We start from the raw sequence: 26,411 nt of genomic DNA, 5'->3' as shown, positions 1-26,411 counted from the left end.
ACCACGAAACGAACCACCCTACGGACTACCACACGGCCCCATTAGTTAAACAATACGAAACGAAACAAAGCCAGACCAAACAAAACCATACAACTGCAGCTGACGCAGATACGTTCGTATTTTACCAGAACAACTTCGGGCCCATTAGCCCATTTGTGTCTGATTCCCTGATGAATTGGGTGGATACGTTGGGGAAGCGCTCGTCATGGACGCCATGCAACGCGCGGTGGAACGCGGCAAGAGCAACTGGAGTTATGTCAAGGCGATCCTGCAAGCCTGGGCGAAAAAGGGCATCACGACGGTTGAAGATGCCAAAGCCGAAGAAGCGGCCTTTCGTCGGAGTCGGCAGCAGGGGCGAGGCGGGCCGTCGTATGCCGCCCGGACGGAAGAAGTTATACCAGATTGGTTCCGGGAACAAAAGCGCCAGGAGAAGCTAAAGCAGGAGCAGGCAGCAGACGAATCCCGTGACAAAACCGCCGAATGGGAAGAAACCGAACGGCTATTGGCAAAGTTCGGATAGTACCAGTTTCTGGATGGTGCCTGGCACATAAACAATTCAGAATTGTGTCTGTGCCAGGCACCCGAACCAAAGGTTGATTTTCGGCAGCTGCCGAAAATCGTCTACCGGGGGAGGCTCGTTCAAGTTCACACGATACAAACCAGGAAACAGATCACCTAGTGGACTGGCAAAGGAGAGCCTTACCATGAACCGGAACGTGACCTACCTGATGAACCACCAGCCGGCCCACGAAACGAACCACCCTACGGACCACCGTACGGCCCCATTAATTAAACAATACAAAACGAAACCAAACCAGACAAAACAAAATAATACTGCTGCTGCAGCTGACGTGTTCGTGTTTTGCTAGAATAATTTCGGACCCATTAGCCCGTTTGTGTCTGATTTCCTGATGAATTGGGTGTATGACGCCGGGGAAGACCTCGTTTTGGACGCGATGAAACGGTAGCTAGAACATTAAGAGCAACTTAAGCTGTGTGAATGAATAATCAATAATTTTATCATAAGGCTTGTAATATGCTGAATATAATTAAAGTTACAAGACCAAAAGGAGGGATTAAATGAATATCGTTCTTGTCGTTGAGTTAATTCTTTACTTCTGTTTATTAATTGGGATAGGTGCTTATTTTAGTCGTAAGGATATGGATCGTTCGGATTTTTTATTAGGCGGAAAAAAGTTACCGGGATGGGTACTCGCTTTTTCTGAACGTGCAACTGGAGAATCTTCTTGGTTGTTGCTTGGTTTTACTGGTTTTACGTTTTTAACAGGATTATCAGCTATTTGGACGATAGTGGGTATGGTACTTGGTATAAGTTTTTCATGGTTATTTTTAGCAAAAAGATTTATGAATGAAAGGAACAAATATGAAGTTCTTACACTATCTGATTATCTAGCTGTACGTTTTCCGGCACATGGCAAATACATTCGCCTTCTTGCAACAGTACTAATTCTCGTTTTCTTTATTTTCTATGTCGGTGCCCAGTTATCTGGAGTAGGAAAGACATTGTTAACAACGCTTAATATAAATCCAATAGTAGGTATTCTTTTAAGTGCGTTAGGGGTAGCAATTATTGCCCTTGCAGGTGGATTTGTGTCTGTCGTATGGACTGATATGATACAGGGTGCTATGATGCTTCTGGTCTTAATAGTCATTCCGATATTGGCATTTATTCAGATAGGTAATAATGACATATCCATAATGAATGAACTGAATGCAGCGGGTAATAATGTCAGTTCTTGGAATGGAGGAGTTACGGGTTTTGCTTTTGGTGCATTGTTTTTCAATAACTTTTCATATTTCTTTGGTTATCTAGGTGGTCAACCTCAACTTAGTGCCCGTTTTATGGCTTTAAAGAATGCAAAAGATGCGAAGATAGCAGGTATTACAGGAATCATATGGACGGTTATGGCTTTTGCAGGTGCCTTTTTTATAGGTATAACAGCTATTGCTCTATACAATATAGGTAATTTCCCAGATGAAGAAACGATATTACCCACAATGATTTTGGATTTAACGCCGTCATGGATTTCAGGTATCTTATTGTCAGGAATTCTCGCTGCAATGATTTCAACTGCTACTTCACAAATTATGGTTGTGACAAGTTCTATAAGTGAAGATCTTGTGCACAAAAACTTTAAAATAGAATTAAGCGAAAAGAATTGGGTTTTCGTTTCTCGTCTGGTTATAGCAATAACAGCATTGATAGCATTATTGATGGCACTTATCTCCAAATCTCTTGTCCTTACAATTGTTGGTTGGGCATGGGCTGGAGTAGGATCTACACTATCAGTAGCCGTTTTACTCACTTTCTTTTGGAAACGCTATTCTGGTATCGGTGTCATTGCTACAATATCTTCAGGTTTAATAGGGACATTGATCTGGATAAATTCACCCCTTGATGAATTACTAAGTGCTCGGTTTGTAACGTTTTTTATAGCACTGTTTTTTGGAATCGTTTTCAGTTTAATATTTCCTGAAAAGCAAGATGAAAAGCTTATAAATGAAAGAAAGTAATCCTAAACATTTTATATAGAGAGAGGGGGTATATGTTGTCCGAAATATCCTCACATATTTTAAATATTGGATTGCTGGAGCTATCAAGTTTATATAAGAAAAAAGAAATATCACCAGTTGAGGTTGTTGATTTACTATTAAATCAAATAGATATTAAAAACGATAAAACTAATGCATATATTGATGTCTGTGTTGAGAGTTCTTTAAAGGAAGCTAAAAAAGCGGAAAAGGAAATGTTATTAGAAGGTGTTAAAGGTGCTCTTCATGGAGTTCCGATTTCTATTAAAGATTTAATTTATACAAAAGATGTTAAAACAACTATGGGATCGGGTGTTTTTAAAGATTTTATTCCTGATTATGATGCAACTGTTGTGGAAAAGTTAAAAGGGGCAGGAGCTATTATAATAGGTAAGACAAATACTCATGAATTGGCTTATGGACCTACTGCTGATAATTCTTATTTTGGTTCAGTAAAAAATCCATATGATTCTTCTAAGATTGCTGGCGGTTCCAGTGGCGGTTCGGCCGCAGCTGTTGCAACTTCCCTTTGTTACGGTACTTTAGGAACTGATTCTGGTGGTTCCGTTCGAATACCTTCATCTTGTTCTGGAGTTGTTGGGATGAAACCAACATTTGGACGAATTAGTAAATACGGAGTTCACCCCTTGACTTGGACCATGGACCATGTAGGGCCAATAACAAAAAAAGTTGCAGATAATGCCGTCTTGCTTTCTTATTTATCCGGGAAAGACGATAAAGATCCTTTATCGCTCGAAAAGGAATGGGAAAACTGTTATTCAAAAGTTGGAGAAGGATTAAAAGGAAGTGTTATAGGTATACCTTTATATCTCTGTTTTGAAAATATACAAAATGAAATAAAACATGCTATACAAAATGCAATAAAAGTATTTGAAAATTTAGGGGCACAAGTTAAACCAATTCATGTATCTAATACAAATGATGTTTTATATGCATGCAAGATTATTTCAGAAAGCGAGGCATATCTCGTTAATAAAAATTTAGTTTCGTCATTTAACAATTTATTAGGAGATGAAACAAGGCAGAGAATTTTACAAGGTGCTAATTATAAAGCGAGTGACTATCTTGAAGCCCAACAAATAAAATTTGAAAACATATTGGATTATAATAATCATTTCAAGGATGTTGATGTTATGATTACGCCAACACTACCTATGTTACCACCGAACTTAGGGGAAAAAGAGTCATTAGTGGAAAACAAACGTGAAGACGTAAGAGAGTCGCTTCAACGCTTTACATCTCCAACAAATTTACTCGGTTTTCCTAGTCTGTCTTTACCCTGTGGTTTCTCTGCTTCCGGATTACCTATTGGAATGCAATTGATTGGAAAAAAATATGACGAAGCCAATTTATATCGATTTGGTTATGCTTTTGAGCAAGCCTTACAAAATTGATGAGATGAAAGTGAGAAAGGATAAATTTAAAAATTTACACGTGTATTATAAATAGAAGGGGGAAATACCATGATTGTAAAAAAGTTGAAAGACATATTAGATACAAAAAATGATATATATGGATATAATTGGAATAGTAGAAGGATACTACTGAAAAAAGATGGAATGGGATATTCGATGGCGGATACTGTTGTTAAGAAAGGTACTGAAACTTTTATTTGGTATAAAAATCATTACGAAACCTGTTATTGTATTGAAGGGGAAGGAGAACTTGAATTGGCAGATGAGAATGGAAAGAAAACAGGTGAAATTTATAAAATTAGACCGGAAACAATGTACGCACTAAATGGGAATGAAAAACATTATTTACGAGCTACGTCTGAAGATATGCGTCTTATATGCGTTTTCAATCCTGCACTAACTGGGAATGAGACACATGATAAAGACGGTACTTATCCTTTATTAGATTAATGAAAATAAAGATACAGTAATTGTGTTGGTGCCAGGCACTCGTACTCGAGTGCCTGGCACTTATAGGATTTTGTCAAGTTATGTTGGTATATTAAGGACAGTTCTCACTGTTACACGTTCGTGTTTTACCAGAATAACTTCGAGCCCATTAGCCCATTTGTGTCTGATTCCCTGATGAATTGGATGGATGATGTTAGGGAAGGGCTCGTCATGGAACCGATGAAACGGGCGGTGGAATGCGGAAAGAGCAACTGGAGCTATGTCAAGGCTATTTTGCAAGCCTGGCGAAAAAGGGCATCGCGACAGTTGAAGATGACAAAGCCGAAGAAGCGGCCTTTCGTCGGAGCAGGCAGCATGGGCAGCGTACGAATGCCGCCCGAATCGAGGAAGTTATTCCGGATTGGTTCCGGGAGCAAAAGCGTCGGGAGAAGCTAAAGCAAGAGCGGGAGCAGACAGCAGACGAATCCCGTGATAAGACCGCCGAATGGGAAGAAACCGAACGGCTGTTGGCGAAGTTTAGCGGAGTAGGAAATCATCAAGTGTCAGGCACTTATCACCACAATTCCTTCACCTCGTTTCCAAAGGATGATTTTCGGCAGCTGCCGAAAATCATCCTTATTTTGGACATACGTCCTCCATTATTCGACATTGGATTTTTAAATGTCCAAATAGGTCGACATAATTTCATTGTTTCTTCTGAGTAGAAATATCGGAAATTGGAATATATTTAGGGGCTGCTGAATAAATAAAAATGACTGATTGGACAGGAACTTTGCGTCTTTTTGTCGAAATAAGTTGCAAGGGATAGAGACAAATTCAACGAAAAAACCTTGCACCTGGAGGCCTGACAATGTACGAACATAATGAACGTCAAATGATCATGCCGGATGAATTTTTCCTCCCTTTTGGGGGTCGTTTGAACCCTAATAACCGCTGGGCTGTTATGGCCAATCTGATTCCATGGTCAAAACTTGAAGATGAGTACGTTCAACTCCTGAATGATTCAACAAGAGGAAACAAAGCCTATTCGGTCCGGACGGCGCTTGGCGCATTAATCATAAAAGAGCGTCTTGGACTGAGTGACCGGGAAACTGTGGAACAGATTACGGAGAATCCGTATCTTCAGTATTTTATCGGGCTTTCATCTTTTCAGGAAGAAGCGCCTTTTCATGCCTCGACCATGACGTATTTCCGTAAACGCCTGGATGCTTCCATCGTCAACCAAGTCAATGAATGGATAGTGGAAGAACAAACAAAGCGTGACCAGGACGATGATGATGATTCAGATAATGACCATAAAGGAACCGGCGGTTCACATGGTGACAAGTCCAATCAGGGAACGGCTGATAGCTTACCTAATCAGGGAAAGCTGATGATGGATGCCACTTGTGCCCCAGCCGATATCGCCTATCCAACGGATTTGAATTTGTTAAATCAGGCACGGGAAAAGCTTGAAGCCATGATCGATACGCTGCATGAACCTTTGAAAGGTGAGCGACGGAAACCACGTACCTATCGAAAGAAAGCCCGCAAGGCTTATCTGGCAATTTCCAAGCAAAAGCAACCGGGACGCAAAAACGTTCGACAAGCCGTTGGCAAGCAGCTAAACTACGTTCAGAGAAACTTAAAACACATCTCGTTCCTCGTGCAACAGGTAGGACTGTCACCTTTGGACAAGCGTCAGTATGGGGAATTATTGGTCATACAGGAACTAACCCGTCAACAGCAGCACATGTATGACCATAAAAAGCATCAAATCGACCATCGCATCGTCAGTATCCACCAGCCTCATGTACGTCCGATTGTACGTGGTAAAACAGATGCCAATGTTGAGTTCGGGGCCAAAATCTCCGTAAGCATGATCAATGGTTATACCACGCTGGATAAACTGTCATGGGACGCCTATCATGAAGGAGTCTATCTTCAGGACTCCATTGAGGCCTATTGTAGGCGCCATGGTACTTATCCGGAGGCGGTCCTGGCTGACCAGATTTACCGGACAAGGGGAAACCGACGCTACTGCAAGGAGCGCGGCATCCGGCTGAGCGGACCAAAACTCGGCCGCCCTTCCAAAAATGCTCAGGAGAACCGGCTTCAAAAACAAATTGAATATCAGGATGCCGCAGAACGAAATGCGATAGAAGGCAAGTTTGGCGAGGGCAAGCGTTCGTATGGACTTGGCCTTATTTCAGCATGTCTTCGGGTGACCAGTGAAACGGTCATTTCCATCCAGTTCCTGGTTATGAATCTTGAAAAGATCCTCCGGGATACTTTTTTATACGTTTTATATTTAATGGTCGAGAACCTTTTTTCGGTCCGAGATCGAAAGCCCCTATTATTCTTAGGTAAGATATAAATCATTCAGCAACCCCTATTTAGATAATTTGATAAAATATAGGTTACCAAAAGTAAGGAGGTGAGAATTTTGAGTAAAATTAAGCATATTAAGGATACGAATGGAACCGATAAGAATGAAGTTCATTTTCTTAAGCCTGATGATAGGTACACTTCTTGTGGTTTTGATACTACGGACCATCCCGACCATTGGGAAAGGGTCAGCTCTAATAGTACTGTTACCTGTCAAAGAAATGGTTGTAGTAGGAATTAAAGGCCTTCCCGATTATTATCATATGATTCTATGTTAACAGTAAAGTATTTCATTCTTTCAAGGATCATCAAGTGCCAGGCACATAAACAATTCAGAATTGTCTGCGTGGCTGGCACTTATTCTCGCATCAAATTAATGTTAGTATAATTCAAAGTGGAGGTGTTCATATGCCGAGTACAGGTGAAAAGCCGGGAAAAGGTACTTACAAATGTAAACGTTGTGGAGAAACTGTAGTGCTGGATGATAAGACAGATACTCTTCCACCTTGCCCTAATTGTGACGCAACTGAATTTAAAAAGGTGTAATTTTATGGAAAAGTCATTCTTCTTTAGGGTGACTTTCCTATACTTTAAAATGAGAACGGACGACTTGACCATTGTTTGTTTCAATATTTATATCCAGAATTATTAACCTGTTATTCCCATTTTATCAAATTCAAAACACGATATAATATTTCTGTCTAAAATTGCAACACTGAACTTAAGTTTGGGTGCCTGTCAGAGCGACCGAGCGTAGGTCGTAACATATAGCGGGTGGGATGCCCGCCGAGTAAGAGTTAGCCACTCGCTCGTAGCTAGTTTTGGATGATGGAAGGCAACTTCCATCATTAAGCGTAAACAGTTAGCTAGTGGGCCGTAAACTACGGTTGAAGGGATTGAGCCCCGAAATACCCAAATGAAAGGGCAGATGGATTTGACAGTCCAGAATGCAACATCTTAATAAGCGAAAAGGGCGAGCTTATTAAGACCTTTCCGGGGTCGGTGACCTCGGCACGCTAGACATGGATATGTTATGGCAACTCGGGAGGTCCTATCGGGTCTTCCTGCGGAAGCAGGGAGTATGGCGTACAAGCGATACAAAGTGAGGAAACCAAATGCCTGATAGGAAGTCGGAGGGCTGCATAGTACCGGTGAAGCCGGGTAATTCCGGTGGAGGAAAGGTAAGCCCCCTATCATTTTCTTGTTAGGGACACATTATCTACACACAGAGGTAGGGAATTATAATGGAAACAAAACTATCGAGAATAGCGGAATTAGCTAGATCTCACCCCAGGATGCAATTCACATCGCTGGCGCATTTGTTGGATGAGGAGTCTTTAAAGCAATGCCATCATGAATTACCCGGCAGTAAGGCTTCAGGTATTATGGGGGTTACAAAGGAAGACTACGGTGAAGAATTAAATGATAATGTCGAGAACCTCGTTCATAGAATGAAGAAGAAAAGCTATCGCCCCCAACCGGTCAGACGAACCTATATTGATAAAGCTGGTTCAAGGAAGAAACGACCATTGGGGATACCGGAGCACGAGGATAAAATCGTGCAGCGGGGATTAGCTAAAATTCTTACGACAATCTATGAAAATGATTTCCTCGGCTGCTCCTTTGGCTTTAGACCCAAAAGAAACTGTCATGATGCCTTGAAGATTCTTAATGTCTACATTGAACAGAGATACACGAACTACATCGTAGATGTAGATATTAAGGGATTCTTTGACAATGTGGATCATGAATGGATGATGGCATTTCTTGAACATCGAATTAAAGATCCCAGTATACTGAGGCTCATAGCCAGGTTCTTAAAGGCCGGTTACATGGAGGAAACCGAACGATACAAGGAAGAGTTTGGCACACCACAGGGTGGTGTTATATCGCCTATTCTGGCAAATGTTTATCTCCATTATGTACTGGACTTATGGTTTGAGCGTAAAGTACGTAAAGAATGTAAAGGACAAGCGTACCTTGTTCGCTATGCGGACGATTTTGTGTGCTGTTTTCAGTATCAGCAGGACGCATACAAGTTCTTTGAAGGCCTCAAGCAGAGATTGGCGACGTTTAACCTTGAAGTTGCGGAGGACAAAACGAACATTATTCCCTTTGGCAGGTTTGCGGAAAAGAACAGTAGGCGGAACGGGAATGGTAAACCTCCGACATTTAATTTTCTGGGCTTTACGCATTACTGCAGCCAAAGTCAGAAAGGCAAGTTCAGAGTTAAACGGAAAACTGACAACAAGAAGATGAGAGCGAAGTTGCGTCAAACCAAGAAATGGCTAAAAGAAAACAGAACCGAAGGTGCTGAATTTATCATGGATAGAATTCGAAGGTCGCTTATAGGATACTATAATTATTATTGTATTACAGACAATTCGCCAACGGTTGATTTGTTTCGTGACAATATAAGAGCGTTACTCTTTAAATGGCTGAATCGAAGAAGCCAGAAGAAGTCCTTCACATGGGAGAAATTCGTTTTATTTCTGAAGAAATTTCCACTTCCAAGGCCAACCGTGAAAGTGAATATATACCAACTTAGAGATCATATTAGTTACATTCTGTGAAGAATGATAGGTGGAGCCGTGTGCGGGAAAACCGCTCGCATGGTTCTGAGAGGGGAGTGATACACAATTTGCCGTCAGGCAGAGAGGTTCACTCCTACTTGACCCACCCGAATTTTGTCAAATAGTGTCGAGGGTTAGTTTTGTTGATTTGAAAAATTTTCAGGTTAGTTAAATTGGTATTTTTCTTTTATATTTTCCGTCATTTTTGCTTTTTCACCTCGTCATTTTAGGCTAAAAAGGAACTTTGATTGTTTTTTGGGTTTCATAATTCCATTTCAACCTAATGAATTCCGAACAAATGTTCTTGACTTTTTTCAGAATATAGCTTATCTTATATCTAATTAATAAATGCCGAAAAGGTGTGAGATGATGGCTACAACTGTGTCAAGTATTGGTTTGAAAGGAATGGAAGGGTATCGGGTTGATGTGGAGGTACAGCTTTTGCCGGGGATAGAAGGGGTTCATATTGTTGGGTTGCCGGATGCTTCGGTGAAGGAGTCAAAAGATCGGGTGATGGCGGCCTTGTATGCGAATGATTGTGATGTTCCTGATAAGAAAATCGTCATCAATTTATCCCCTGCGGAACAGAAGAAAAATAGTCCTATTTTTGATTTGGCGATGGCGATTGGAATTATGAAGGAAGCGGGGGAGATTAAGGATGCCATTCCTGATGCTGCTGCTTTTCTGGGTGTCTTATCGCTGGATGGCACGATTAAGCCGGTTGATGGGATGCTTCCTGCGATTGTTGCTGCCAAGAAGGAAGGTTTTAAGCAACTGTATTTGCCACCCATGAAGGATATGCCATTCCCTCAAATAGACGGGATGGAATGTTGTTTTGTTGAAACACTACATGACGTCGTTGCCTCTTTTTCCGGACAGCTTTCATCATATGCGATAACCTCGATGCCTTCCTCTGAAACAAAGAATCCTGAGCCGGTAACGTATGATAAAGACTTTCAGCATATACTTGGTCACAATCAAGCGAAACGAGCGCTGGAGATTGCTGCTGCGGGGGATCACAATGTATTAATGACAGGTCCTCCCGGATGTGGGAAGAGCCTCCTGGCGGAAACGTTTCCATCCATTCTACCCCTCTTGAGTGACAATCAACAATTTGATGTCTTAAGCATTTATCAGCTGGCGGGTATGACGCATGACAATTATCAACTCCCGCCATTTCGTGACCCGCACCATTCTGCGTCAGCTGTTTCGCTTATTGGCGGAGGAGCAAACCCAAAGCCTGGGGAAGTATCTTTGGCACATTGTGGGGTGTTGTTTCTTGATGAAATGGCCGAGTTTCCCAAGCGTACACTGGACATGCTTCGGCAACCGGTTGAAACAGGGAAAGTGACCATTAGCCGGGCAGCCTCAACGGTTACTTACCCGGCGAAATTTCTGTTATTGGGAGCCATGAATCCGTGCCCGTGTGGTTTTTTAGGTTCGAGACACTATTACTGTACGTGTACACCCAAACAGATAACCGCTTATAATAATCGCGTATCCGGACCCATTCAAGATCGTATGGATATTTTACTTAAGCTTGATACCGTGGCGTTGGACAGGGAGACCACCGATCATAACGAAACCTCAGAAGCCATTCGTGCTCGTGTTGACGCTGCCCGCGGGAGGCAATATGAGCGTTATGGTGAAGGGATTCTCAATGCGGACGCACCGAATGAAACGTTGCCTGAACAGCGTCAATTAACGGAAGATCAGCAGAAAATGATGCAGCAATGGTCCAGTAAACATCATTGGAGCACACGTGTGCAAATGAAGATTCTGCGCTTGGCACGGACGATTTCGGATTTGAGCGGTGATGAAACCATAACCAACGAAAGTATCTGGGAAGCTGTGACAATGCGGCGATCTCGTGGGAATAACGTGCAGAAAGGGATGATCCAGTAACCATGGGCCGTAAAAAACGGGTATGGGTACCCAATTCATTCTATCACGTTGTCTGTCGCGGCAATCGTCGTGATGCCCTTTTTAAGGATGACGATGACTTTAAAATCTTTCTCCATATGCTTCTCCAGATTAATAAAAAAGTCCCCTTTGAACTCGCTTCCTACTGTCTGATGACCAACCATTTTCACTTGCAAATACGTTCCAAAGAACAGCCTATTTCCAAAGTGATGTCCCTCATCAACAAGCGGTATGCTGACTATTACAACACGAAGAACAGAATCACCGGCCATGTGTTTGAAAAACGGTATTATGATAAAGTGATTGCATCGAAACAAGGAATGCTGGAAGTGAGCCGGTATATCCATTTGAATCCGGTCGACGCCAACATGGTACGACAGCCACAAAGCTATCCATGGAGCAGTTACCGGTATTATATGCATACATCTCGTCACCCCCTCTTGAACATGGCTATTATTTTGGATTACTTTTCGGGGGATGAATGGGAGAAGCGCCGGAAATATCGGGAGTTTGTGGGATGGGAAAGGGCAGAATGACTGGATCTGTATTTACGCTGCTTGTTGATTCCAAATCCTGTCACATCCATGAATCAGTTAGTGTTGTGAATGCATATAATAAGAGGTGACTATGCCTAAAATAAGTGAATTCTCTGGTATGAAGATATATATATGTATTTTGATGATCATGATCCCCCTCATTTTCATGTCAGGGGGCAGAATAAAGCAGAAATATATATTGGAAGTGGTCGGTATAAAAATGGAAGTTTACCAATCAAAAAGCAGCGGGATGTCATCGTATGGCTTAATAGAAATAAACGTGCTATTATGAAGGCATGGAATGATTGTAAGGACGATAACATGCCACAAAAGATTCCGCCACTATAAGGAGGAAAATCTTATGCGTGAGATAATCAAGGCCAAACCTATTCCCAATTTGCATGGTTGGCTGTTATGTGAATTTGAGAATGGTGAGAAGCGTTTTATTGATATTAGACCCTCCATGATCGGGACACTTAATAAATTAAAAGACCCACAACTATTTAGACAGGTTTATGTAGATGATGATGCAGGTACGGTGGCTTGGCCAGATGATATCCATATTGACCCGGATACGCTATACAATCGTGGCATTCAATCTGGGGAAATACAACGCTTGGCCAATATAATTAATTCCGATGAACATGGGGATTGGCTTGAGAGAGCATAAGTGTAGCAGCTTAACTTGTTCAGGTCGATTAGCAGGAAAGCAATGCTGAAAAGCATGGGGAAAAGCATGGGGACGGTTCTCATGTTTCTCTTTTACCAAAACACAATTTGCCTGTTTATGTGAACTTGGGGATTGAGCTCAAACTTCTCAGCTGACTTTGCAAAGCCCTTTTGGAAGCACGGGAACCGTCCCTGCGCTTTTCGATTTCTTGTCATTCGGTGGTAAATAACATGTCACTAGTGGTACATTTTGTTGGCCGTGATCAAATACTCGTATATTCAAATTAATGATAAGTAAAGTGTTATAGGCGACCATTCAAATACCGATAAAAACTATCCCTATACAAAAACATCTTCGTTGACATAATCAATTTCAAAACCAAAGTCACTTAACATTTTATGATCACGCGCTTCTTCCTGACCTTTCGCCGTTAAATAGTCGCCAACAAAAATAGAGTTTGCTGCATAAAGACCTAGTGGTTGTAAGCTTCTCAAATTTTCTTCCCTTCCCGCAGAAATACGAACTTCTTTCGTTGGATTCATATACCGGAAAAATGCGAGCACTTTTAAACAATATAATGGATTTAATTCATCTGTCCCTTCAAGTGCTGTTCCATCCATGGCATTTAGAAAATTGACAGGAATTGAATCCGCATCTAGTTCTTTTAACGCCCTTCCCATCTCAAACACATCTTCCAAAGATTCTTTCATGCCAACAATAACCCCAGAACACGGTGAAATACCTGCATCTTTTACTTTGCCAACTGTATTTATTCTGTCATCATAAGTATGACTGGTCGTAATATTTGGATGATGTTCTTTTGAGGTGTTGATGTTATGATTATAACGATCAACCCCTGCATCCTGTAATTTTTCTGCTTGCCCATCCCTCAAAATACCTAAACAAGCGCAAATACGCATATCTGGATACGTTTCTTTAATCGCTTTAGTAGCCTCTGCAACCGCATCAATTACACGATTCGTAGGGCCCCTTCCACTGGCAGCAATACAATATGTCCTTGATTTTAAATCGTATGCTCGTTTTGCCCCAGCAACGATTTGTTCTTTTGTAACTCAACTTTCGCATCTAAAAAACGCTAATAATTCCTTGATATGACTGAGCTAATCCGGAAAACAATATTAAAAAATCACACAAAAATACATCCCAATTTGGTAAAATATAGTCACCACAACTAAAACCAGAAAGGGATGTATTTATGGCTACTATTTTACCAAATTCTGAACCAAAAAACGAGGCTAATTCTTATATTTCACGCTTTTTCAAGGAAAATAAACTGGGGTCACTGCTTAATCAGGCGAACATTCGAAAAGAAGATGGATTTTCTCCCGTGTTCCTTCTCCAGTTTATTTTTTCGCTTGTCCTGCACGGCAAGAACCTTTTTCGAATTCTTGATTCGGACCGTGTTTCAGATGCTCCAAGAAAAGATGCAGTCCACCGTTTTCTCAACAATCCCAGATACAACTGGCGAAAGTTTCTTGTGTTGTTGAGCAGGAATGTGATTGTAACCAGCCTGTTGTCTCTGGTCTCAAGTGACCGTGAACGCGTCCTTATTTTCGATGATTCTTTATACAGCCGTGCTCGCAGTAAGACCGTCGAACTGCTTGCTCGTGTGCATGACCATACCACAGGGCAGTTTGTCAAAGGGTTTCGAATGCTTACACTTGGCTGGTCAGATGGGAATACGTTCATTCCATTGGCTTTCTCGTTATTAAGCTCCAAACAGCGCAAGAACCGGTTTCAGGAGATAAACTCCAAAATTGACAAGCGCACGGTTGGCTACAAGCGACGTCAGGAAGCCCTGCAAAAATCAACTGAAGCGATGTTTGATCTCTTGGATGACGTTAATCCGTTACAGCTTTGTGCCAGAACCTTGTTGTTTGACAGTTGGTTTGCCTTTCCTAAAGTGATTAAGCGCGTTGTTTCTGACTATCCTCTTCATGTCATCTGTATGCTCAAAAGCATGCATCGGGTTTACTACACCTACGAAGGCGAGAAATATACCTTGAACCAACTCTATAAAAAAGTGCGAAAAAAACGGGGACGTGCTAAGATTCTTGCTTCTGTTGTTGTCAGCCTGGGATTAGATGACAATGGTAAGGATATACAAGCCCGTATTGTTTTTGTACGGGATCGAAACCGCTCTAAACAATGGTTGGCGCTTCTTTCTACAAATCTGGATTTGCCGGAAGAAGAAGTTGTTCGCCTTTATGGGAAGCGTTGGGATATCGAGTGCTTTTTCAAGGTCGCCAAATCCCATCTACGTTTAGCGAAAGAATGCCAGTCACGTCATTATGATGCGCTCGTAGCCCATACGACAATCGTCTTCACACGCTATATCATGCTTGCGATAAGCTCCCGTGAAGAGAAAGATCCAAAAACGATTGGACAGCTCTTCTATTTGTGCTGCGATGAAATGGAAGACATTCGGTTTGCCCAAGCGTTCATGATGATCATAGATGCGTTAAAGTCAACACTTTCAAATGAACCAGTGCTTTCAGAAGAAAAAGTCAAATCCATCATCGATGAGCTATTTGATAACCTCCCGCAATTTTTAAAGAAAACATTTCTTGGCAATGAGGAATTTAACGCACAAGCAGCATAGTCAGTTTGGTTTAGATCAAGGCATATCAAGGGTTACAGGCTCATTCTGCGGTGCGAAAGTTGAGTTTGTAATCATCTTATGCTTATTAATTGGAGCCGTTGAATCAATCGACTGGGCACAGTAGCCACAGTTTTCAGAACACAAACCAGTCTTCGTACTGATCATCATATTTAATTTCACCTTTTTACCGTAATAATGTTTTCTGATTTGAAACGCACCATCCATTAAACTTAAAACCTCATCATTGGGAGATTGTAGTATAGCGATTGCTTCTTCCTTGTTGATTTCATACCCATAAATGACTTTGCCGGCTAATTCTTTCCATTTATACACAAAATTCCTCCTTCTTATTTAAATATGTACATCGATAGATTTAAAACATCCTATATTATGCGCTCTCTTCATCAATTCTATGACGAATAGTAATTCCTTGTTTACTCAGACGATATGCTAATATTCCTGCTGCAGTATCTAATAATATATCTTTCGGTAAAGGAACCATCATCCATAGCCATACAAGTTTATAAGAGAATTCAGCCGGAGCCTCGAACCATAATTGATACGCTGCGTACATCCAATTCGTTCCAAACACATAGTTAATGGTCATTGCAGTTAGTGCGGCTATAATATAAGAAGGTAAACTGGAATTCGCTTCTCGTATTTTACCAGTTACATAAGCAATCAGGATAAACCCTAATATGAAACCAAATGTTGGGGAAAGAATCATCCCCACACCACCTTTGAATTGAGCAAAAACCGGTGCTCCTACAAGACCTAACATCATATAGACAAACATGGAAAAAGGGCCAACTCTACTTCCCAAAACCAATCCGGACATTACAGCAAAAAAACCCTGCAATGTAATTGGTACACCACCGATTACAAGAAAAGGAAAAATTGAAGTTATGTTTGCACCGATGGCAGTAAGTGCGACAAACATTGCACCAAAGCATAATTTGAATATTTTACTTTGTTCTCTCACATAGTCCACCTCCTCTATTTAAAATTCATGTTAACCCATTAAATTTTAGGTTTACATATAAATTAGATTACACTATTAAGTTCTTTTATGTCAATAATTTATGATTAGAAAGAAAGCATGGGGACGGTTCTGATGCTTCCTTTTTTACAAAACACGACTTGGTTGTTCCTGTGAACTTTGGATAGTGCCTGTCACTTCCCAGGTTTTGTCGAATGGTGTCGAAGTCATGGTGTCAGGCACCAGCACCTCGTTTTAAAATATAGGGACAAGATTCCAAAGGTTGATTTTCGGCAGTTGCCGAAAATCGTTTATGTGGAAGACTCGTTCAAGTTCACACGTAATATTCAAATGTTTTCTCTTTGATTCCATAGGGAATAAATATTGTAGGAGTATTTAAAAATTTTTGAGACCTATCGTGTCAGAAAGGGGATATTATGTTTGATTTAACGAGCAGAATTGCAATGGTAACCGGGGGAGCTAATGGAATTGGAAAGGGTATTGCTGAAACATTAGCCCAAGCAGGCGCGACAGTGATGATTGGAGATATAAATGAAGAAGCAGGTCAAAAAGCAGCTGAAGAGATAAATGGTGAGTTTTATCACCTGGATGTTACAAATAAAGACAATGCGGGGCAAGTGGTTCAGGATATTCTAAAGAAACATAAAAGAATTGATATTTTGGCAGCCAATGCAGGCATTTATCCTGATCAATCTATTGCGGAAATGGAGGAGAGCGACTGGGATAAAATTCAAAACATCAACTTGAAGGGAATGTTCTTCACTTCAAAGCCTGTATTGGAAGCAATGAAAAAGCAGAATGGCTCAGAATGGCTCGGGTGCCTGTCACTTCCCGGGTTTTGTCGAACAGTGTCGAAGTCATGGGTCAGGCACCAGCACCCCGTTAAGATATTGTGTTGGTGCCAGGCCTCGTACTACTCAGCGCCTTCAAAGCCTTCAGAAATATGTGTCACCATAGGCTTATAATAACTTTGTCGACTAGTAGGGTACGTAATTTTCAAGGTAGATATAATATCCTTTTCTATAATAGCTTTCTCATAGATAGTATCATTTCCTTCTTTAAACGAAATGACATACCAATCACTTCCCACTTGCTGATAAGCGATAGAACCAGGATTAGATTCAATCGCCCTGTTATAGTAAGTTTCAATTGTTTCATTTCCTTCAAGCACATTGATGTGGCTACCATATGCTAAAATAGAAGCTTCATTATTGGTAAACTCCCTTCCATCATTGTTAGTAGGAGCATCTTCTTTAGAAAAAGTTGTAGGATAGTCTACAGAAAAACCAAACCTGGAATTTGTATAGCTTTCATAGGAAAAAGATTTAGATTGATCTTGTTCAGCTGTTTCTTTTTTATTATTCCCTATGTTACTTGAACCATCTCCTGGGCCATCCTGCTTTTGCGAGTTTTCCGAAGTATCCTTCCGAGTATGTTTCCCCGTTAACAAGTTAATTATTTTTTCTAATTCGGATGATACACCCCACTGTGCTTTCTCCTCAGCATAATCAATTGGAGTGATGCCTTCACCACCGTCTTTCAAATTCTCTTGAGCGTTTGCGCCATGTTTTAGTAACATTTCTACAGCTTTAACATTCTCAAGTTCAATCGCGTTTATTAAAGAATTGGTTTCCATATCTTTGTTTCCCAAATTTTGCACATGTGTTTGATTTGGATTAGCTCCATTTTCTAATAACATTTTTATTAAGCTTACATTATTTTTCTCTATTGCAATATCCAACGGGTTTGTATCAGGATAATCCATGTGATAACCTTGCAGATTCGGGTCAGCACCTGCATCCAGCAGTTTCTTTACTATTGTTGGATTCTCATGTTGTAAAGCTGTTATCAATGCTGATGTTCCTTGATCAGTCACCATATTGGGATCGGCACCTTTTTCTATCAATCTATTAACTTTATCAGCGTTGTTATTTGCAATCGCTCTAAAAAAATTATCTGAATCAATGACTTCACTATCACCATTTACCTTAATTAAATTATCCTTTGCTTGCTCAATGCCGATACCCATAACCTCGAGTTGAATAGGATCACCGTAAAATATCATTTTATCTTCCATAAAAACAAGCCATTGTTTTACTAAATCTACATAGAAAGCTTGCTTATTCTCAGAAGCATATATATCAAAATCATTGGTTCGGTGAAAATCATGGCCTTTAGTGCCTGTCACTTCCCGATTTTTGTCGAATGTGATTAACTGATTCTCATACAATGCCCTAAAAACTATAATAGAACGGCAACGTATGATAAACTAATAGAAGATAGAATAAACGTGTATTCGAAAATGGTAAGATCTTAAACATTTACGCCGACTGTTTTGGTTGCTGTTCAGAAAGAATGGACGAAAATCACTAAAATCCAAAGAGGATGATGAAAATGAGTAAAGATATTACTAACAACGACATTTTACAAGCCATTAAGGAATTATCGGAACATATTAATCAAGTTGATCAGAACCTAACCGATCAAATCAACCAGACTGATCAGAAACTAACTGAGCGTATCGACCAAACCGAACAGAAATTAACGGACCAAATCAATGAAGTGGATAAACGATTATCTGACCAGATCACTAAAATGGGAGAGAAATTAACCGATGCGGATCAACGATTAACCGAAAAAGTTGATATGGTGGATTCCAAGCTTTCCGTCCTATCTGATAGCTTATTGAAGACACAAGCAGAAGTAAAAGTACTGAAAAACGCAGAATAGTAGCTTGAAGGTTAAATGCCATCAATAAGCAGAAAAAAATATGGCATTCTTTTAAGGGTGCCACGAAGACCTACCAATTCCTAAACGCTGATTAATTTATAAGAATACAGCCATCTTTTACGTACCCCCAAAGTACAAACGTTATAAAGATATATGGGGCATCCGTTTCAATCTGTCCATATCAATATTAATCAGCGACTCCCCACCTGTTGTTATAGTCACAAGCAACCTCATTTTCCAAGAAGAACACCCAGTCTAACCAGAAGCAGACATCTCCTTAAAATATGGCACATGCGCCATGCATTGATTTTCACCTTGAGTATAATGGACCCGACAAAAAAGATCATCCTAACGCGACCACATTCAAAAAGGACACAACTCGTTTGACTTAGAGTTACTCGAATGCATTAAAATGGAATTTACACACATTGAGTGGTGAACGATAAGCTCAAGCAGCGAATGAAAGGGCAAACATTTCAATAATGGGGGATGACATTATGGACCATTCAACGATAAATCATCAAACAGGACAAACGGCTATTGTGGTCGGTGGCTCGCTTGCCGGGCTTATGACCGGTATTGCCCTTGCCCGGGAAGGTTTGGAGACCATCATTCTGGAAAAGGCAGGCAAGGATCGGCCGAGCGGGGGTGGTCTGCAGGTTGACGGGAGTTTGTTCGATTTTAATAAAACAGAGCGGCTGCTGAAGAAACTGGCTTCAGGTGGCAGTAAACGTTCCTTGCAGCTCTGGTCATCCATTGAGTACCGTTTGCGCACAGAAGCTGAATCGTATGCCGGAATGGACATACGCTATAATACGCGTGTCCAGTCGGCTGATCAGGATGATGCATCTGCGTGGGTGATAACCGGTGACGGTGAGACCATTTATGGGGATATTTTAATTGGCGCTGATGGCCACCGCAGTATGGTGCGAGGCTACGTAAATCCGCATAAGCCTCATGCGTCGTTTGCCGGATACACCGTGTGGCAGGCATCCATCAAGGAAACGGACTTGCCTAAAGCAAAACGGCCCCGCAAATCCAACGGGTATACAATGTTAAACAGCTTTAGTGGGTTTGTATTTGGTTCCATCACTGAGATTGAAGATGATTCCTCGGATTCCGGGAACCGGCAGATTGGAATAGCTTGGTATGACCACGTGCGTAATGATTGGCTCCGACGCCTTGGGGCTGTAGAAGGCTCTGTCGTCCATCATTCGCTAAAAGGGTCTGAACTTCCGGAAGAGCTGCTTCATGATCTGTCGAAAGAAGCGTCAGAACGATGGTCCGATCCATGGCTGACTGCGGCCCTTCACGGAATCAACACACGTACCATAGTCGGCGTACCGATCAAAGAATATGTGCCTGATAATCTTGTGAGCGGCCGCATGGCACTGGTTGGAGATGCAGCGCATGCACCAGCGCCGATTACCGCCAGCGGATTTAATGCGTCACTGCAAGATGCAGTGGAATTGGGCAAATGTGCCGCAAAGGGCATACAGGGACGAGCCGCCATCGATGCGCTAAATGAATATGAATCGAAGCGTCTGGATACCGTTCGTCAAATGGTTCAATCAGGACAACACATGGGACGGGTTTTCGGTCTTTAGTGCCTGTCAGAGCGACCGGGCTTAGGTCGTAACATATAGTGGGTGGGATGCCCGCCGAGTAAGAGTTAGCCACTCGCTCGTAGCAAGTTTTGGATGATGGAAGGTAACTTCCATCATTAAGCGTAAACTGTTAGCTAGTGGGCCGTAAACGACGGTTGAAGGGATTGAGCCCCGAAATACTCAATGAAAGGGCAGATGGTTTTGCCAGTCCAGAATGCAACATCTTGATAAGTGAAATAGGCGAGCTTATTAAGACCTTTCCGGGGTCGGTGACCACGGCACGCTAGACATGGATATGTTACGGCAACCCGGGAGGTCCTATCGGGTCTTCCTGCGGAAGCAGGGAGTATGGCGTACAAGCGATACAAAGTGAGGAAACCAAATGTCTGATAGGAAGTCGGAGGGCTACATAGTACCGTTGAAGCCGGGTAATTCCGGTGGAGGAAAGGTAAGCCCCCTATCATTTCTTATTAGGGACACATTATCTACACACAGAGGTGGAATTATAATGGAAACAAAACTATCGAGAATAGCGGAATTAGCTAGATCTCACCCCAGGATGCAATTCACATCACTGGCGCATTTGTTGGATGAGGAGTCTTTAAAGCAATGCCACTATGAATTACCCGGCAATAAAGCTGCAGGTATTATGGGGGTTACAAAGGAAGACTACGGTGAAGAATTGAATGATAATGTCGAGAACCTCGTTCATAGAATGAAGAAGAAAAGCTATCGCCCCCAACCGGTCAGACGAACCTATATTGATAAAGCTGGTTCAAGGAAGAAACGCCCATTGGGGATACCGGAGCACGAGGATAAAATCGTGCAGCGGGGGTTGGCTAAAATTCTTAACACAATCTATGAAAATGATTTCCTCGACTGCTCCTTTGGCTTTAGACCCAAAAGAAATTGTCATGATGCCTTGAAGATTCTTAATGTCTACATTGAACAGAGGTACACGAACTACATTGTAGATGTAGATATTAAAGGATTCTTTGACAATGTGGATCATGATTGGATGCTGGCATTTCTGGAACATCGAATTAAAGATCCCAGTATACTGAGGCTCGTAGCCAGATTCTTAAAGGCCGGATACATGGAGGAAACCAAGCGATATAAGGAGGAGTTTGGCACACCACAGGGTGGTGTTGTCTCGCCTATTCTGGCAAATGTTTATCTCCATTATGTCCTGGACTTATGGTTTGAGCGTAAAGTACGTAAAGAATGTAAAGGACAAGCGTACCTCGTCCGCTATGCGGACGATTTTGTGTGCTGTTTTCAATATCAGCAGGACGCGTATAAGTTCTTTGAAGGCCTCAAACAGAGATTGGCGAAATTTAACCTTGAAGTTGCAGAGGACAAGACGAACATTATTCCCTTTGGCAGATTTGCGGAAAAGAACAGTAGGCGGAATGGAAATAGGAAACCCCCGACGTTTAATTTTCTGGGTTTCACGCATTACTGCAGCCAAAGTCAGAAAGGCAAGTTCAGAGTTAAACGGAAAACTGACAACAAGAAGATGAGAGCGAAGTTGCGTCAAACTAAGAAATGGCTAAAAGAAAACAGAACCGAAGGTGCCGAATTTATCATGGATAGAATTCGAAAGTCACTTATAGGATACTATAATTATTATTGTATTACAGACAATTCGCCAACGGTTGATTTGTTTCGTGACAATATAAGAACGTTACTCTTTAAATGGCTCAATCGAAGAAGCCAGAAGAAGTCTTTTACATGGGAGAAATTCGTTTTATTTCTAAAGAAATTTCCACTTCCAAGACCAACTGTGAAAGTGAATATATACCAACTTAGAGATCATATTAGTTACATTCTGTGAAGATGATAGGTGGAGCCGTGTGCGGGAAAACCGCTCGCATGGTTCTGAGAGGGGAGTGATACACAATCAGCCGTTAGGCTGAGAGGTTCACTCCTACTTGACCTTGAGTACGATCGTTTTTCGAGGTATTTTTACTTAGAATAAGGAATCTACTTCTTGGAGTTTCAATGCATATTACTGGCAGAGCTGGAAATTTGGAAAAAATTAATGTTTAGTCAAAATGGTATTTTCTCCAGTTCTTTTTTGTAGTTTTGTATCTTATCTTAGTGGCATTTCGGCAAAATAGAGTTTTTACATCGTTTTAGGTCCTTATAAGGCAGTTTTAATGATCCTGGTACCGAACAAATGTTCTTGACTTTTGATAGAATATAGCTTATCCTATACTAACCAACTATTGATAAAAAGGTGTGAGGATCAATGGCAAAATACGATCAAATTAAGGTAGGCGGACGTTTATCGACTTAAATTACTAGAGGGAGGAGGGATATGTGGAGAATTTCTTTATTGTGGGGATGTGGATTATCTTTTTTCTTTTAACGTGTTATATTTTCATTTATTGGATAAATAGGGAAGCGGTAAAAGATAAAGATACAATCCGCAAGACATGGTATTTGCTGTATTTTTTTGGAGTACTGGTATACTTAACTGCACATCCAAGCAGTCTTTTTGCGAGCTGGCAAAATTATTTAGTGGTTTTAATTGGCTTTATTGTTGTTGATTCACTGATTTTTTTGAGTCTTTACGTTTCAAAACTAGGCGGAAATGAATTACAAGTGCCAGAGGAGCAAATCGAAAGAACAGAGAATTATTGGATCTCAGCAAGCCGAAAAGTCGAAAACATGGAGCATGTATTGAATTCGTATGAATATCTGAGGTATACTAGAAATGAGGAAGAGTATATTAGTGAATTAGATAACTTCCTCAATAACTATGGAAAAAAAGAATGGTTGTCAGTAGATGTTTTACCATATTACACGGAAGAGCATAAAGATGAATTGCTGGATAGCATCCAACGACCCAAGTCAAAAGTTGCAAGAGTGCTTGACATAGGTCAAACCTATTTTTCGACAAAAGACAAACTGATGTTGCTCCCCTTATTTGTATTGGGTCAAAACTATATAGCGAAAGTAACAACCACAATAGAAGATGTGGAAATTCAAGATATTGATGGAAATATTATTAATATGCTTCTGATGACTCATGTTTTAGCTGTTGAGGAGTCTTATTCTGACAAAGGTGGGTGCTGAATATGAAGAAGAATAATAAACAGTCTGTTATTACAAAAGGTGAACCACCAAGAAGAAGTTTGAATATCCCAATTGCTTATGTAGGAGAGAACCATAGCCAAAGAAGACTGCGGGAAGAAAATAGACGAATCCTGGGTAAAAGAAGAAGAACTTACGGATGGCGTGAAGAAGAAAGTGTCCATTAATGGGCGCTTTTTTTACTAAAGTTCCCTTTGTCGCATAGAATTACAACTGTCACATAAACCTAATATAAGCATAAAAATTAGGTGGTGGTTAAAAGGTGAATGAACCGAAACGAAGGCGTCTTAATTTGCCCCTGGCAAACGTCGGGCCATCGAACAATCAACAAAAGCTACAAAAGGAAAACGCGGCAATTATTCGAAGGTTGCATGTCAATCGCTCCAAGCGACAACGAAAAACGAACTCAAATAAATCCTTTTTAACTGCTGAAGGAATCCTGAAAGACATTATTTCCGAGGGATATACTGAGTATGACATTTTGAAGGAGTTCAGAAACAGAATCACCGAGTTAGACATCAGCTAATTAATTGTTTTTAGTGCACTTCCCGAATTTTGTCGAATGTATCGGGGGTCAGTCCCCAAAGCTCAAGCACATATACTATGTATATAGGATGTGATATGTATGTGCGATAAAGATAAAAAAAGTGAGGAGGGGAACAAAATGGCTGCAACTAGCGCGAAAAAGACTTATACGCTTGACAGAAACCAAGCAAAGATAATTGCTAACGCGTCAAAAGTGAATGTAGAAAAACCCTCTTATGAAGGTAGTTTTCACTTGTCCCCTGAAGAACGTCAAAAGAAAGCGGAAGGTATTTTAAATAAATGGAAACGTCATTAACTGCAGTCTCATTAATGGATTTAATCGAACAAGGCGGAGATGAACTGAATGAGATTCTCCGCTCTTTTTCTTGTGTAGTTAATGAGAGTATTCAAAATTTTTTTACATAACAATGCAATAAATCAAGAAAAAGAGGATAATGCTAGAACAACTATTATATTTGATGATGAAACTGGGGACATTGTGGGATACTTTACTGCTACCCAGTGCCAGGCACGTAAACAATTCAGAATTGCGTTGGTGCCAGGCACTCGTTACCAAGTGGAACGGAAGCACCTTGCCTTAAATGAAATTGGCAGTATTGGTTTAAATAATATACTATATATCAAAGCCGGGGCTACCTCAACATTTTGTACAAGAACTGGCACAGCTTGCAACATTCAGTAATCCTGCATTTTACAAAGCGGAGAAAAAGAGGTTATCCACGAAAGAAATTCCACGAATAATCAATTGTTCAGAAGAAACCGAAGCCAACCTGATTTTGCCGAGAGGATGTATGGAATATTTAAACCAATTCCTGGAACAAAAGTCACTTGGAATGAACGTAAGAGATAAAAGGAATTTAGGTACACCATTAGATGTTGAGTTTCACGGGACATTATCCATTCAGCAGGATGAAGCACTGCAAAAGTTATTAAGACATCGTACGGGTGTTTTGTCAGCCACTACTGGATTTGGAAAGACCGTTATTGCGGCATCCATGATTGCACAACGAAAAGTTAATACGTTGGTGATCGTTCATCGGAAGCATTTAATGGATCAATGGAAAGAGCGTCTGAACGTATTTCTCAAAAAGGAATCAAGGATGATCGGTCAATTTGGAGGTGGCAAAAATACCGCCAAAGGAACAAGCATGGGGACGGTTCTCATGTTTCCCTTTTACCAAAACACAATTTGCCTGTTTATGTGAACTTGGGGGTTGAGCGCAAATTTCTCAGCTGACTTTGAAAGCCCTCTTGGAAGCAGGGGAACCGTCCCCGCGCTTCATTGTGAAAGCCCTCTTGGAAGCAGGGGAACCGTCCCCGCGCTTCACTCGCGCTTCAAAAAATTATTATTGATTTTGCTCTTCTTCTAATTCATTTTCTCCTTGATCATGTTGTTCAGAAGGCTCTTCAGTTGGATCTGGCTCCTGTTCATCATTAGGTGTACCACACCCGACTAATAATCCAGCAGAGAAAATTGCTGTAATTGTAGCTAATGTTATTTTTTAAAAATTCATCGTAATCACCTCGTTAAGTAAATTTTTATTTCCTTTCTTATTTATACCCAGTTTCTTTTTACGTATTCTTTTACATAAATGAATCAATTTCATAAATGCATTTCCTGTTTAATATGTGAACATATATCTACATTTGTAAACCATATTATATAATGGGTTTACAAATGAGTGATTACTAAATACAATAGATAGTATCTTTTTATATTCTAAATGGGGGGGAGAAGATATGACTACAAAAGAAATGGTTTACATAGCGTTATTTGCCGCGTTGATTGGTGTGCTGGGTATAATTCCACCGATTCCGCTCGGATTTATTCCTGTGCCAATTACTGCACAAACTTTGGGTGTCATGCTGGCAGGCTGCTTTTTAGGAAGGAAAATGGGAGCGCTAAGTTTAGTGTTATTTATTGTTTTAATTGCGATTGGCTTACCGCTGTTAACAGGTGGACGCGGAGGATTTTCTGTACTTGTTGGTCCTTCTGCTGGGTATATTCTCAGTTGGCCAATTGCAGCCTATTTAATTGGTTACTTTGTTGAAAAGATCTGGAGCAAATTAGCTTTGTGGAAGGTAATTGCTATTAACATTTTGTTTGGCGTTATATTTGTTAGTTTAATTGGTGCGCCTGTTATGGCAATTATTACAAATACCTCTGTATGGGCAGGGCTTGTTGGGTCAACGGTATTTCTGCCAGGGGATTGCTTGAAAGCAGTTATTGCTGCAGTCATTGCAGTACAATTAAATCCGGTCAGTCCAATTGAAGAGAAAACCAAGGGTGCATAA

At 40.9% G+C, this 26,411-nt stretch carries 27 protein-coding genes and 2 pseudogenes; 25 read left to right on the top strand and 4 right to left on the bottom strand.

Annotated elements, in window-relative coordinates; genetic code table 11:
- Positions 1-205 precede the first annotated feature (205 nt).
- The 14 genes and pseudogenes from ACZ5Q7_RS01800 to ACZ5Q7_RS01735 all read left to right on the top strand — a co-directional run bounded on the left by ACZ5Q7_RS01800 (position 206) and on the right by ACZ5Q7_RS01735 (position 12,508).
- Positions 206-520, top strand: a complete 315-nt coding sequence (locus ACZ5Q7_RS01800; protein WP_343752600.1) for a DnaD domain-containing protein — start codon at positions 206-208, stop codon at positions 518-520.
- 184 nt (positions 521-704) lie between these two features.
- Entirely contained in the window at positions 705-869 is a 165-nt protein-coding gene (locus tag ACZ5Q7_RS01795; protein ID WP_343752601.1) for a hypothetical protein, read from the top strand.
- Positions 870-1,080: 211 nt separating this feature from the next.
- Positions 1,081-2,535 carry a sodium/proline symporter gene (locus ACZ5Q7_RS01790; RefSeq protein WP_343752602.1) on the top strand — a complete coding sequence of 485 codons (1,455 nt, stop codon included), beginning with the start codon at positions 1,081-1,083 and terminating at the stop codon, positions 2,533-2,535.
- Positions 2,536-2,567: 32 nt separating this feature from the next.
- Positions 2,568-3,968 (top strand): amidase, encoded by a 1,401-nt coding sequence (locus tag ACZ5Q7_RS01785; RefSeq protein ID WP_464433032.1) that lies wholly within the window; start codon positions 2,568-2,570, stop codon positions 3,966-3,968.
- Positions 3,969-4,037: 69 nt separating this feature from the next.
- Positions 4,038-4,439, top strand: a complete 402-nt coding sequence (locus ACZ5Q7_RS01780) for an ectoine synthase (RefSeq protein ID WP_343752604.1) — start codon at positions 4,038-4,040, stop codon at positions 4,437-4,439.
- A 174-nt stretch (positions 4,440-4,613) separates the two neighbouring features.
- Positions 4,614-4,673, top strand: a pseudogene (locus ACZ5Q7_RS01775) (hypothetical protein); the annotation flags it as partial.
- Positions 4,674-4,675: 2 nt separating this feature from the next.
- Complete coding sequence (locus ACZ5Q7_RS01770) at positions 4,676-5,143, top strand: hypothetical protein (protein ID WP_343752605.1); 468 nt, start codon at positions 4,676-4,678, stop codon at positions 5,141-5,143.
- A 146-nt stretch (positions 5,144-5,289) separates the two neighbouring features.
- Positions 5,290-6,795 (top strand): IS5 family transposase, encoded by a 1,506-nt coding sequence (locus ACZ5Q7_RS01765; protein ID WP_464432985.1) that lies wholly within the window; start codon positions 5,290-5,292, stop codon positions 6,793-6,795.
- 419 nt (positions 6,796-7,214) lie between these two features.
- A complete protein-coding gene (locus ACZ5Q7_RS01760) occupies positions 7,215-7,352 on the top strand; it encodes a zinc ribbon-containing protein (RefSeq protein WP_425542339.1) in 138 nt (45 codons plus the stop codon).
- Positions 7,353-8,050: 698 nt separating this feature from the next.
- Positions 8,051-9,379, top strand: a complete 1,329-nt coding sequence (ltrA, locus tag ACZ5Q7_RS01755) for a group II intron reverse transcriptase/maturase (protein ID WP_343751070.1) — start codon at positions 8,051-8,053, stop codon at positions 9,377-9,379.
- Between the two features lie 369 nt (positions 9,380-9,748).
- Entirely contained in the window at positions 9,749-11,284 is a 1,536-nt protein-coding gene (locus ACZ5Q7_RS01750) for a YifB family Mg chelatase-like AAA ATPase (RefSeq protein ID WP_343751069.1), read from the top strand.
- A 2-nt stretch (positions 11,285-11,286) separates the two neighbouring features.
- Positions 11,287-11,838, top strand: coding sequence for an REP-associated tyrosine transposase (locus tag ACZ5Q7_RS01745; protein WP_343751068.1), 552 nt, complete (start codon positions 11,287-11,289; stop codon positions 11,836-11,838).
- 132 nt (positions 11,839-11,970) lie between these two features.
- Positions 11,971-12,186: a DUF4160 domain-containing protein gene (locus ACZ5Q7_RS01740; protein WP_425542338.1), complete on the top strand. Its 216-nt coding sequence runs from the start codon at positions 11,971-11,973 to the stop codon at positions 12,184-12,186.
- Positions 12,187-12,199: 13 nt separating this feature from the next.
- Positions 12,200-12,508 carry a DUF2442 domain-containing protein gene (locus ACZ5Q7_RS01735; RefSeq protein ID WP_343751067.1) on the top strand — a complete coding sequence of 103 codons (309 nt, stop codon included), beginning with the start codon at positions 12,200-12,202 and terminating at the stop codon, positions 12,506-12,508.
- Positions 12,509-12,846: 338 nt separating this feature from the next.
- On the opposite strand, the pseudogene bioB reads toward ACZ5Q7_RS01735, so the two are convergent.
- Positions 12,847-13,560 (bottom strand): annotated as a pseudogene (gene bioB, locus ACZ5Q7_RS01730) (biotin synthase BioB); the annotation flags it as partial.
- 164 nt (positions 13,561-13,724) lie between these two features.
- On the opposite strand from bioB, the gene ACZ5Q7_RS01725 reads away from it, so the two are divergent.
- Positions 13,725-15,131: an IS4 family transposase gene (locus ACZ5Q7_RS01725; protein ID WP_464432720.1), complete on the top strand. Its 1,407-nt coding sequence runs from the start codon at positions 13,725-13,727 to the stop codon at positions 15,129-15,131.
- Between the two features lie 15 nt (positions 15,132-15,146).
- Here ACZ5Q7_RS01725 and ACZ5Q7_RS01720 read toward each other — a convergent pair whose 3' ends face one another.
- Both ACZ5Q7_RS01720 and ACZ5Q7_RS01715 read right to left on the bottom strand, forming a co-directional pair.
- Positions 15,147-15,464 carry a biotin synthase BioB gene (locus ACZ5Q7_RS01720; protein ID WP_343751303.1) on the bottom strand — a complete coding sequence of 106 codons (318 nt, stop codon included), beginning with the start codon at positions 15,462-15,464 and terminating at the stop codon, positions 15,147-15,149.
- Positions 15,465-15,519: 55 nt separating this feature from the next.
- On the bottom strand, positions 15,520-16,071 hold the full coding sequence (locus tag ACZ5Q7_RS01715; RefSeq protein ID WP_343751310.1) for a biotin transporter BioY: 552 nt from the start codon (positions 16,069-16,071) through the stop codon (positions 15,520-15,522).
- 476 nt (positions 16,072-16,547) lie between these two features.
- On the opposite strand from ACZ5Q7_RS01715, the gene ACZ5Q7_RS01710 reads away from it, so the two are divergent.
- The gene (locus tag ACZ5Q7_RS01710) at positions 16,548-17,096 is read left to right on the top strand and encodes an SDR family NAD(P)-dependent oxidoreductase (protein WP_343751304.1); all 549 of its coding nucleotides are present in this window, start codon (positions 16,548-16,550) and stop codon (positions 17,094-17,096) included.
- Here ACZ5Q7_RS01710 and ACZ5Q7_RS01705 read toward each other — a convergent pair.
- Positions 17,045-18,361, bottom strand: coding sequence for an ankyrin repeat domain-containing protein (locus tag ACZ5Q7_RS01705; protein WP_343751305.1), 1,317 nt, complete (start codon positions 18,359-18,361; stop codon positions 17,045-17,047). The genes ACZ5Q7_RS01710 and ACZ5Q7_RS01705 overlap by 52 nt on opposite strands.
- 164 nt (positions 18,362-18,525) lie before the next feature.
- On the opposite strand from ACZ5Q7_RS01705, the gene ACZ5Q7_RS01700 reads away from it, so the two are divergent.
- From ACZ5Q7_RS01700 to ACZ5Q7_RS01660, 9 genes are all read left to right on the top strand, one after another.
- A complete protein-coding gene (locus tag ACZ5Q7_RS01700) occupies positions 18,526-18,861 on the top strand; it encodes a hypothetical protein (RefSeq protein ID WP_343751306.1) in 336 nt (111 codons plus the stop codon).
- 497 nt (positions 18,862-19,358) lie between these two features.
- Entirely contained in the window at positions 19,359-20,468 is a 1,110-nt protein-coding gene (locus tag ACZ5Q7_RS01695; RefSeq protein ID WP_343751308.1) for an FAD-dependent oxidoreductase, read from the top strand.
- 382 nt (positions 20,469-20,850) lie between these two features.
- The gene (gene ltrA / locus ACZ5Q7_RS01690; protein ID WP_464432767.1) at positions 20,851-22,305 is read left to right on the top strand and encodes a group II intron reverse transcriptase/maturase; all 1,455 of its coding nucleotides are present in this window, start codon (positions 20,851-20,853) and stop codon (positions 22,303-22,305) included.
- A gap of 488 nt (positions 22,306-22,793) precedes the next feature.
- On the top strand, positions 22,794-23,552 hold the full coding sequence (locus ACZ5Q7_RS01685; protein WP_343751586.1) for a type II toxin-antitoxin system SpoIISA family toxin: 759 nt from the start codon (positions 22,794-22,796) through the stop codon (positions 23,550-23,552).
- Positions 23,553-23,554: 2 nt separating this feature from the next.
- Entirely contained in the window at positions 23,555-23,737 is a 183-nt protein-coding gene (locus ACZ5Q7_RS01680; protein ID WP_343751585.1) for a hypothetical protein, read from the top strand.
- 497 nt (positions 23,738-24,234) lie between these two features.
- Positions 24,235-24,411 carry a hypothetical protein gene (locus ACZ5Q7_RS01675; protein ID WP_343751584.1) on the top strand — a complete coding sequence of 59 codons (177 nt, stop codon included), beginning with the start codon at positions 24,235-24,237 and terminating at the stop codon, positions 24,409-24,411.
- 81 nt (positions 24,412-24,492) lie between these two features.
- Positions 24,493-24,798 (top strand): hypothetical protein, encoded by a 306-nt coding sequence (locus ACZ5Q7_RS01670; RefSeq protein ID WP_343751583.1) that lies wholly within the window; start codon positions 24,493-24,495, stop codon positions 24,796-24,798.
- A gap of 109 nt (positions 24,799-24,907) precedes the next feature.
- Positions 24,908-25,321 carry a DEAD/DEAH box helicase family protein gene (locus tag ACZ5Q7_RS01665; protein WP_343751581.1) on the top strand — a complete coding sequence of 138 codons (414 nt, stop codon included), beginning with the start codon at positions 24,908-24,910 and terminating at the stop codon, positions 25,319-25,321.
- 535 nt (positions 25,322-25,856) lie between these two features.
- A complete protein-coding gene (locus tag ACZ5Q7_RS01660; RefSeq protein WP_343751580.1) occupies positions 25,857-26,411 on the top strand; it encodes a biotin transporter BioY in 555 nt (184 codons plus the stop codon).

The sequence above is a fragment of the Lentibacillus halophilus genome (assembly GCF_055395055.1).
Note: the sequence above shows the minus strand (reverse complement) of the source record. Positions and strands in the feature narration are given on the sequence as shown.

Coding starts and splice junctions, on each gene's coding strand:
- ACZ5Q7_RS01800 (WP_343752600.1), top strand. CDS start 206: ATGGACGCCATGCAACGCGCGGTGGAACGCGGCAAGAGCAACTGGAGT.
- ACZ5Q7_RS01660 (WP_343751580.1), top strand. CDS start 25,857: ATGACTACAAAAGAAATGGTTTACATAGCGTTATTTGCCGCGTTGATT.
- ACZ5Q7_RS01710 (WP_343751304.1), top strand. CDS start 16,548: ATGTTTGATTTAACGAGCAGAATTGCAATGGTAACCGGGGGAGCTAAT.
- ACZ5Q7_RS01695 (WP_343751308.1), top strand. CDS start 19,359: ATGGACCATTCAACGATAAATCATCAAACAGGACAAACGGCTATTGTG.
- ACZ5Q7_RS01725 (WP_464432720.1), top strand. CDS start 13,725: ATGGCTACTATTTTACCAAATTCTGAACCAAAAAACGAGGCTAATTCT.
- ltrA (WP_343751070.1), top strand. CDS start 8,051: ATGGAAACAAAACTATCGAGAATAGCGGAATTAGCTAGATCTCACCCC.
- ACZ5Q7_RS01790 (WP_343752602.1), top strand. CDS start 1,081: ATGAATATCGTTCTTGTCGTTGAGTTAATTCTTTACTTCTGTTTATTA.
- ltrA (WP_464432767.1), top strand. CDS start 20,851: ATGTCTGATAGGAAGTCGGAGGGCTACATAGTACCGTTGAAGCCGGGT.
- ACZ5Q7_RS01785 (WP_464433032.1), top strand. CDS start 2,568: ATGTTGTCCGAAATATCCTCACATATTTTAAATATTGGATTGCTGGAG.
- ACZ5Q7_RS01765 (WP_464432985.1), top strand. CDS start 5,290: ATGTACGAACATAATGAACGTCAAATGATCATGCCGGATGAATTTTTC.
- ACZ5Q7_RS01750 (WP_343751069.1), top strand. CDS start 9,749: ATGGCTACAACTGTGTCAAGTATTGGTTTGAAAGGAATGGAAGGGTAT.
- ACZ5Q7_RS01700 (WP_343751306.1), top strand. CDS start 18,526: ATGAGTAAAGATATTACTAACAACGACATTTTACAAGCCATTAAGGAA.
- ACZ5Q7_RS01760 (WP_425542339.1), top strand. CDS start 7,215: ATGCCGAGTACAGGTGAAAAGCCGGGAAAAGGTACTTACAAATGTAAA.
- ACZ5Q7_RS01795 (WP_343752601.1), top strand. CDS start 705: ATGAACCGGAACGTGACCTACCTGATGAACCACCAGCCGGCCCACGAA.
- ACZ5Q7_RS01715 (WP_343751310.1), bottom strand. CDS start 16,071: ATGTTTGTCGCACTTACTGCCATCGGTGCAAACATAACTTCAATTTTT.
- ACZ5Q7_RS01745 (WP_343751068.1), top strand. CDS start 11,287: ATGGGCCGTAAAAAACGGGTATGGGTACCCAATTCATTCTATCACGTT.
- ACZ5Q7_RS01665 (WP_343751581.1), top strand. CDS start 24,908: ATGGAATATTTAAACCAATTCCTGGAACAAAAGTCACTTGGAATGAAC.
- ACZ5Q7_RS01735 (WP_343751067.1), top strand. CDS start 12,200: ATGCGTGAGATAATCAAGGCCAAACCTATTCCCAATTTGCATGGTTGG.
- ACZ5Q7_RS01740 (WP_425542338.1), top strand. CDS start 11,971: ATGTATTTTGATGATCATGATCCCCCTCATTTTCATGTCAGGGGGCAG.
- ACZ5Q7_RS01675 (WP_343751584.1), top strand. CDS start 24,235: ATGGCTGCAACTAGCGCGAAAAAGACTTATACGCTTGACAGAAACCAA.
- ACZ5Q7_RS01770 (WP_343752605.1), top strand. CDS start 4,676: ATGCGGAAAGAGCAACTGGAGCTATGTCAAGGCTATTTTGCAAGCCTG.
- ACZ5Q7_RS01670 (WP_343751583.1), top strand. CDS start 24,493: ATGAGAGTATTCAAAATTTTTTTACATAACAATGCAATAAATCAAGAA.
- ACZ5Q7_RS01680 (WP_343751585.1), top strand. CDS start 23,555: ATGAAGAAGAATAATAAACAGTCTGTTATTACAAAAGGTGAACCACCA.
- ACZ5Q7_RS01780 (WP_343752604.1), top strand. CDS start 4,038: ATGATTGTAAAAAAGTTGAAAGACATATTAGATACAAAAAATGATATA.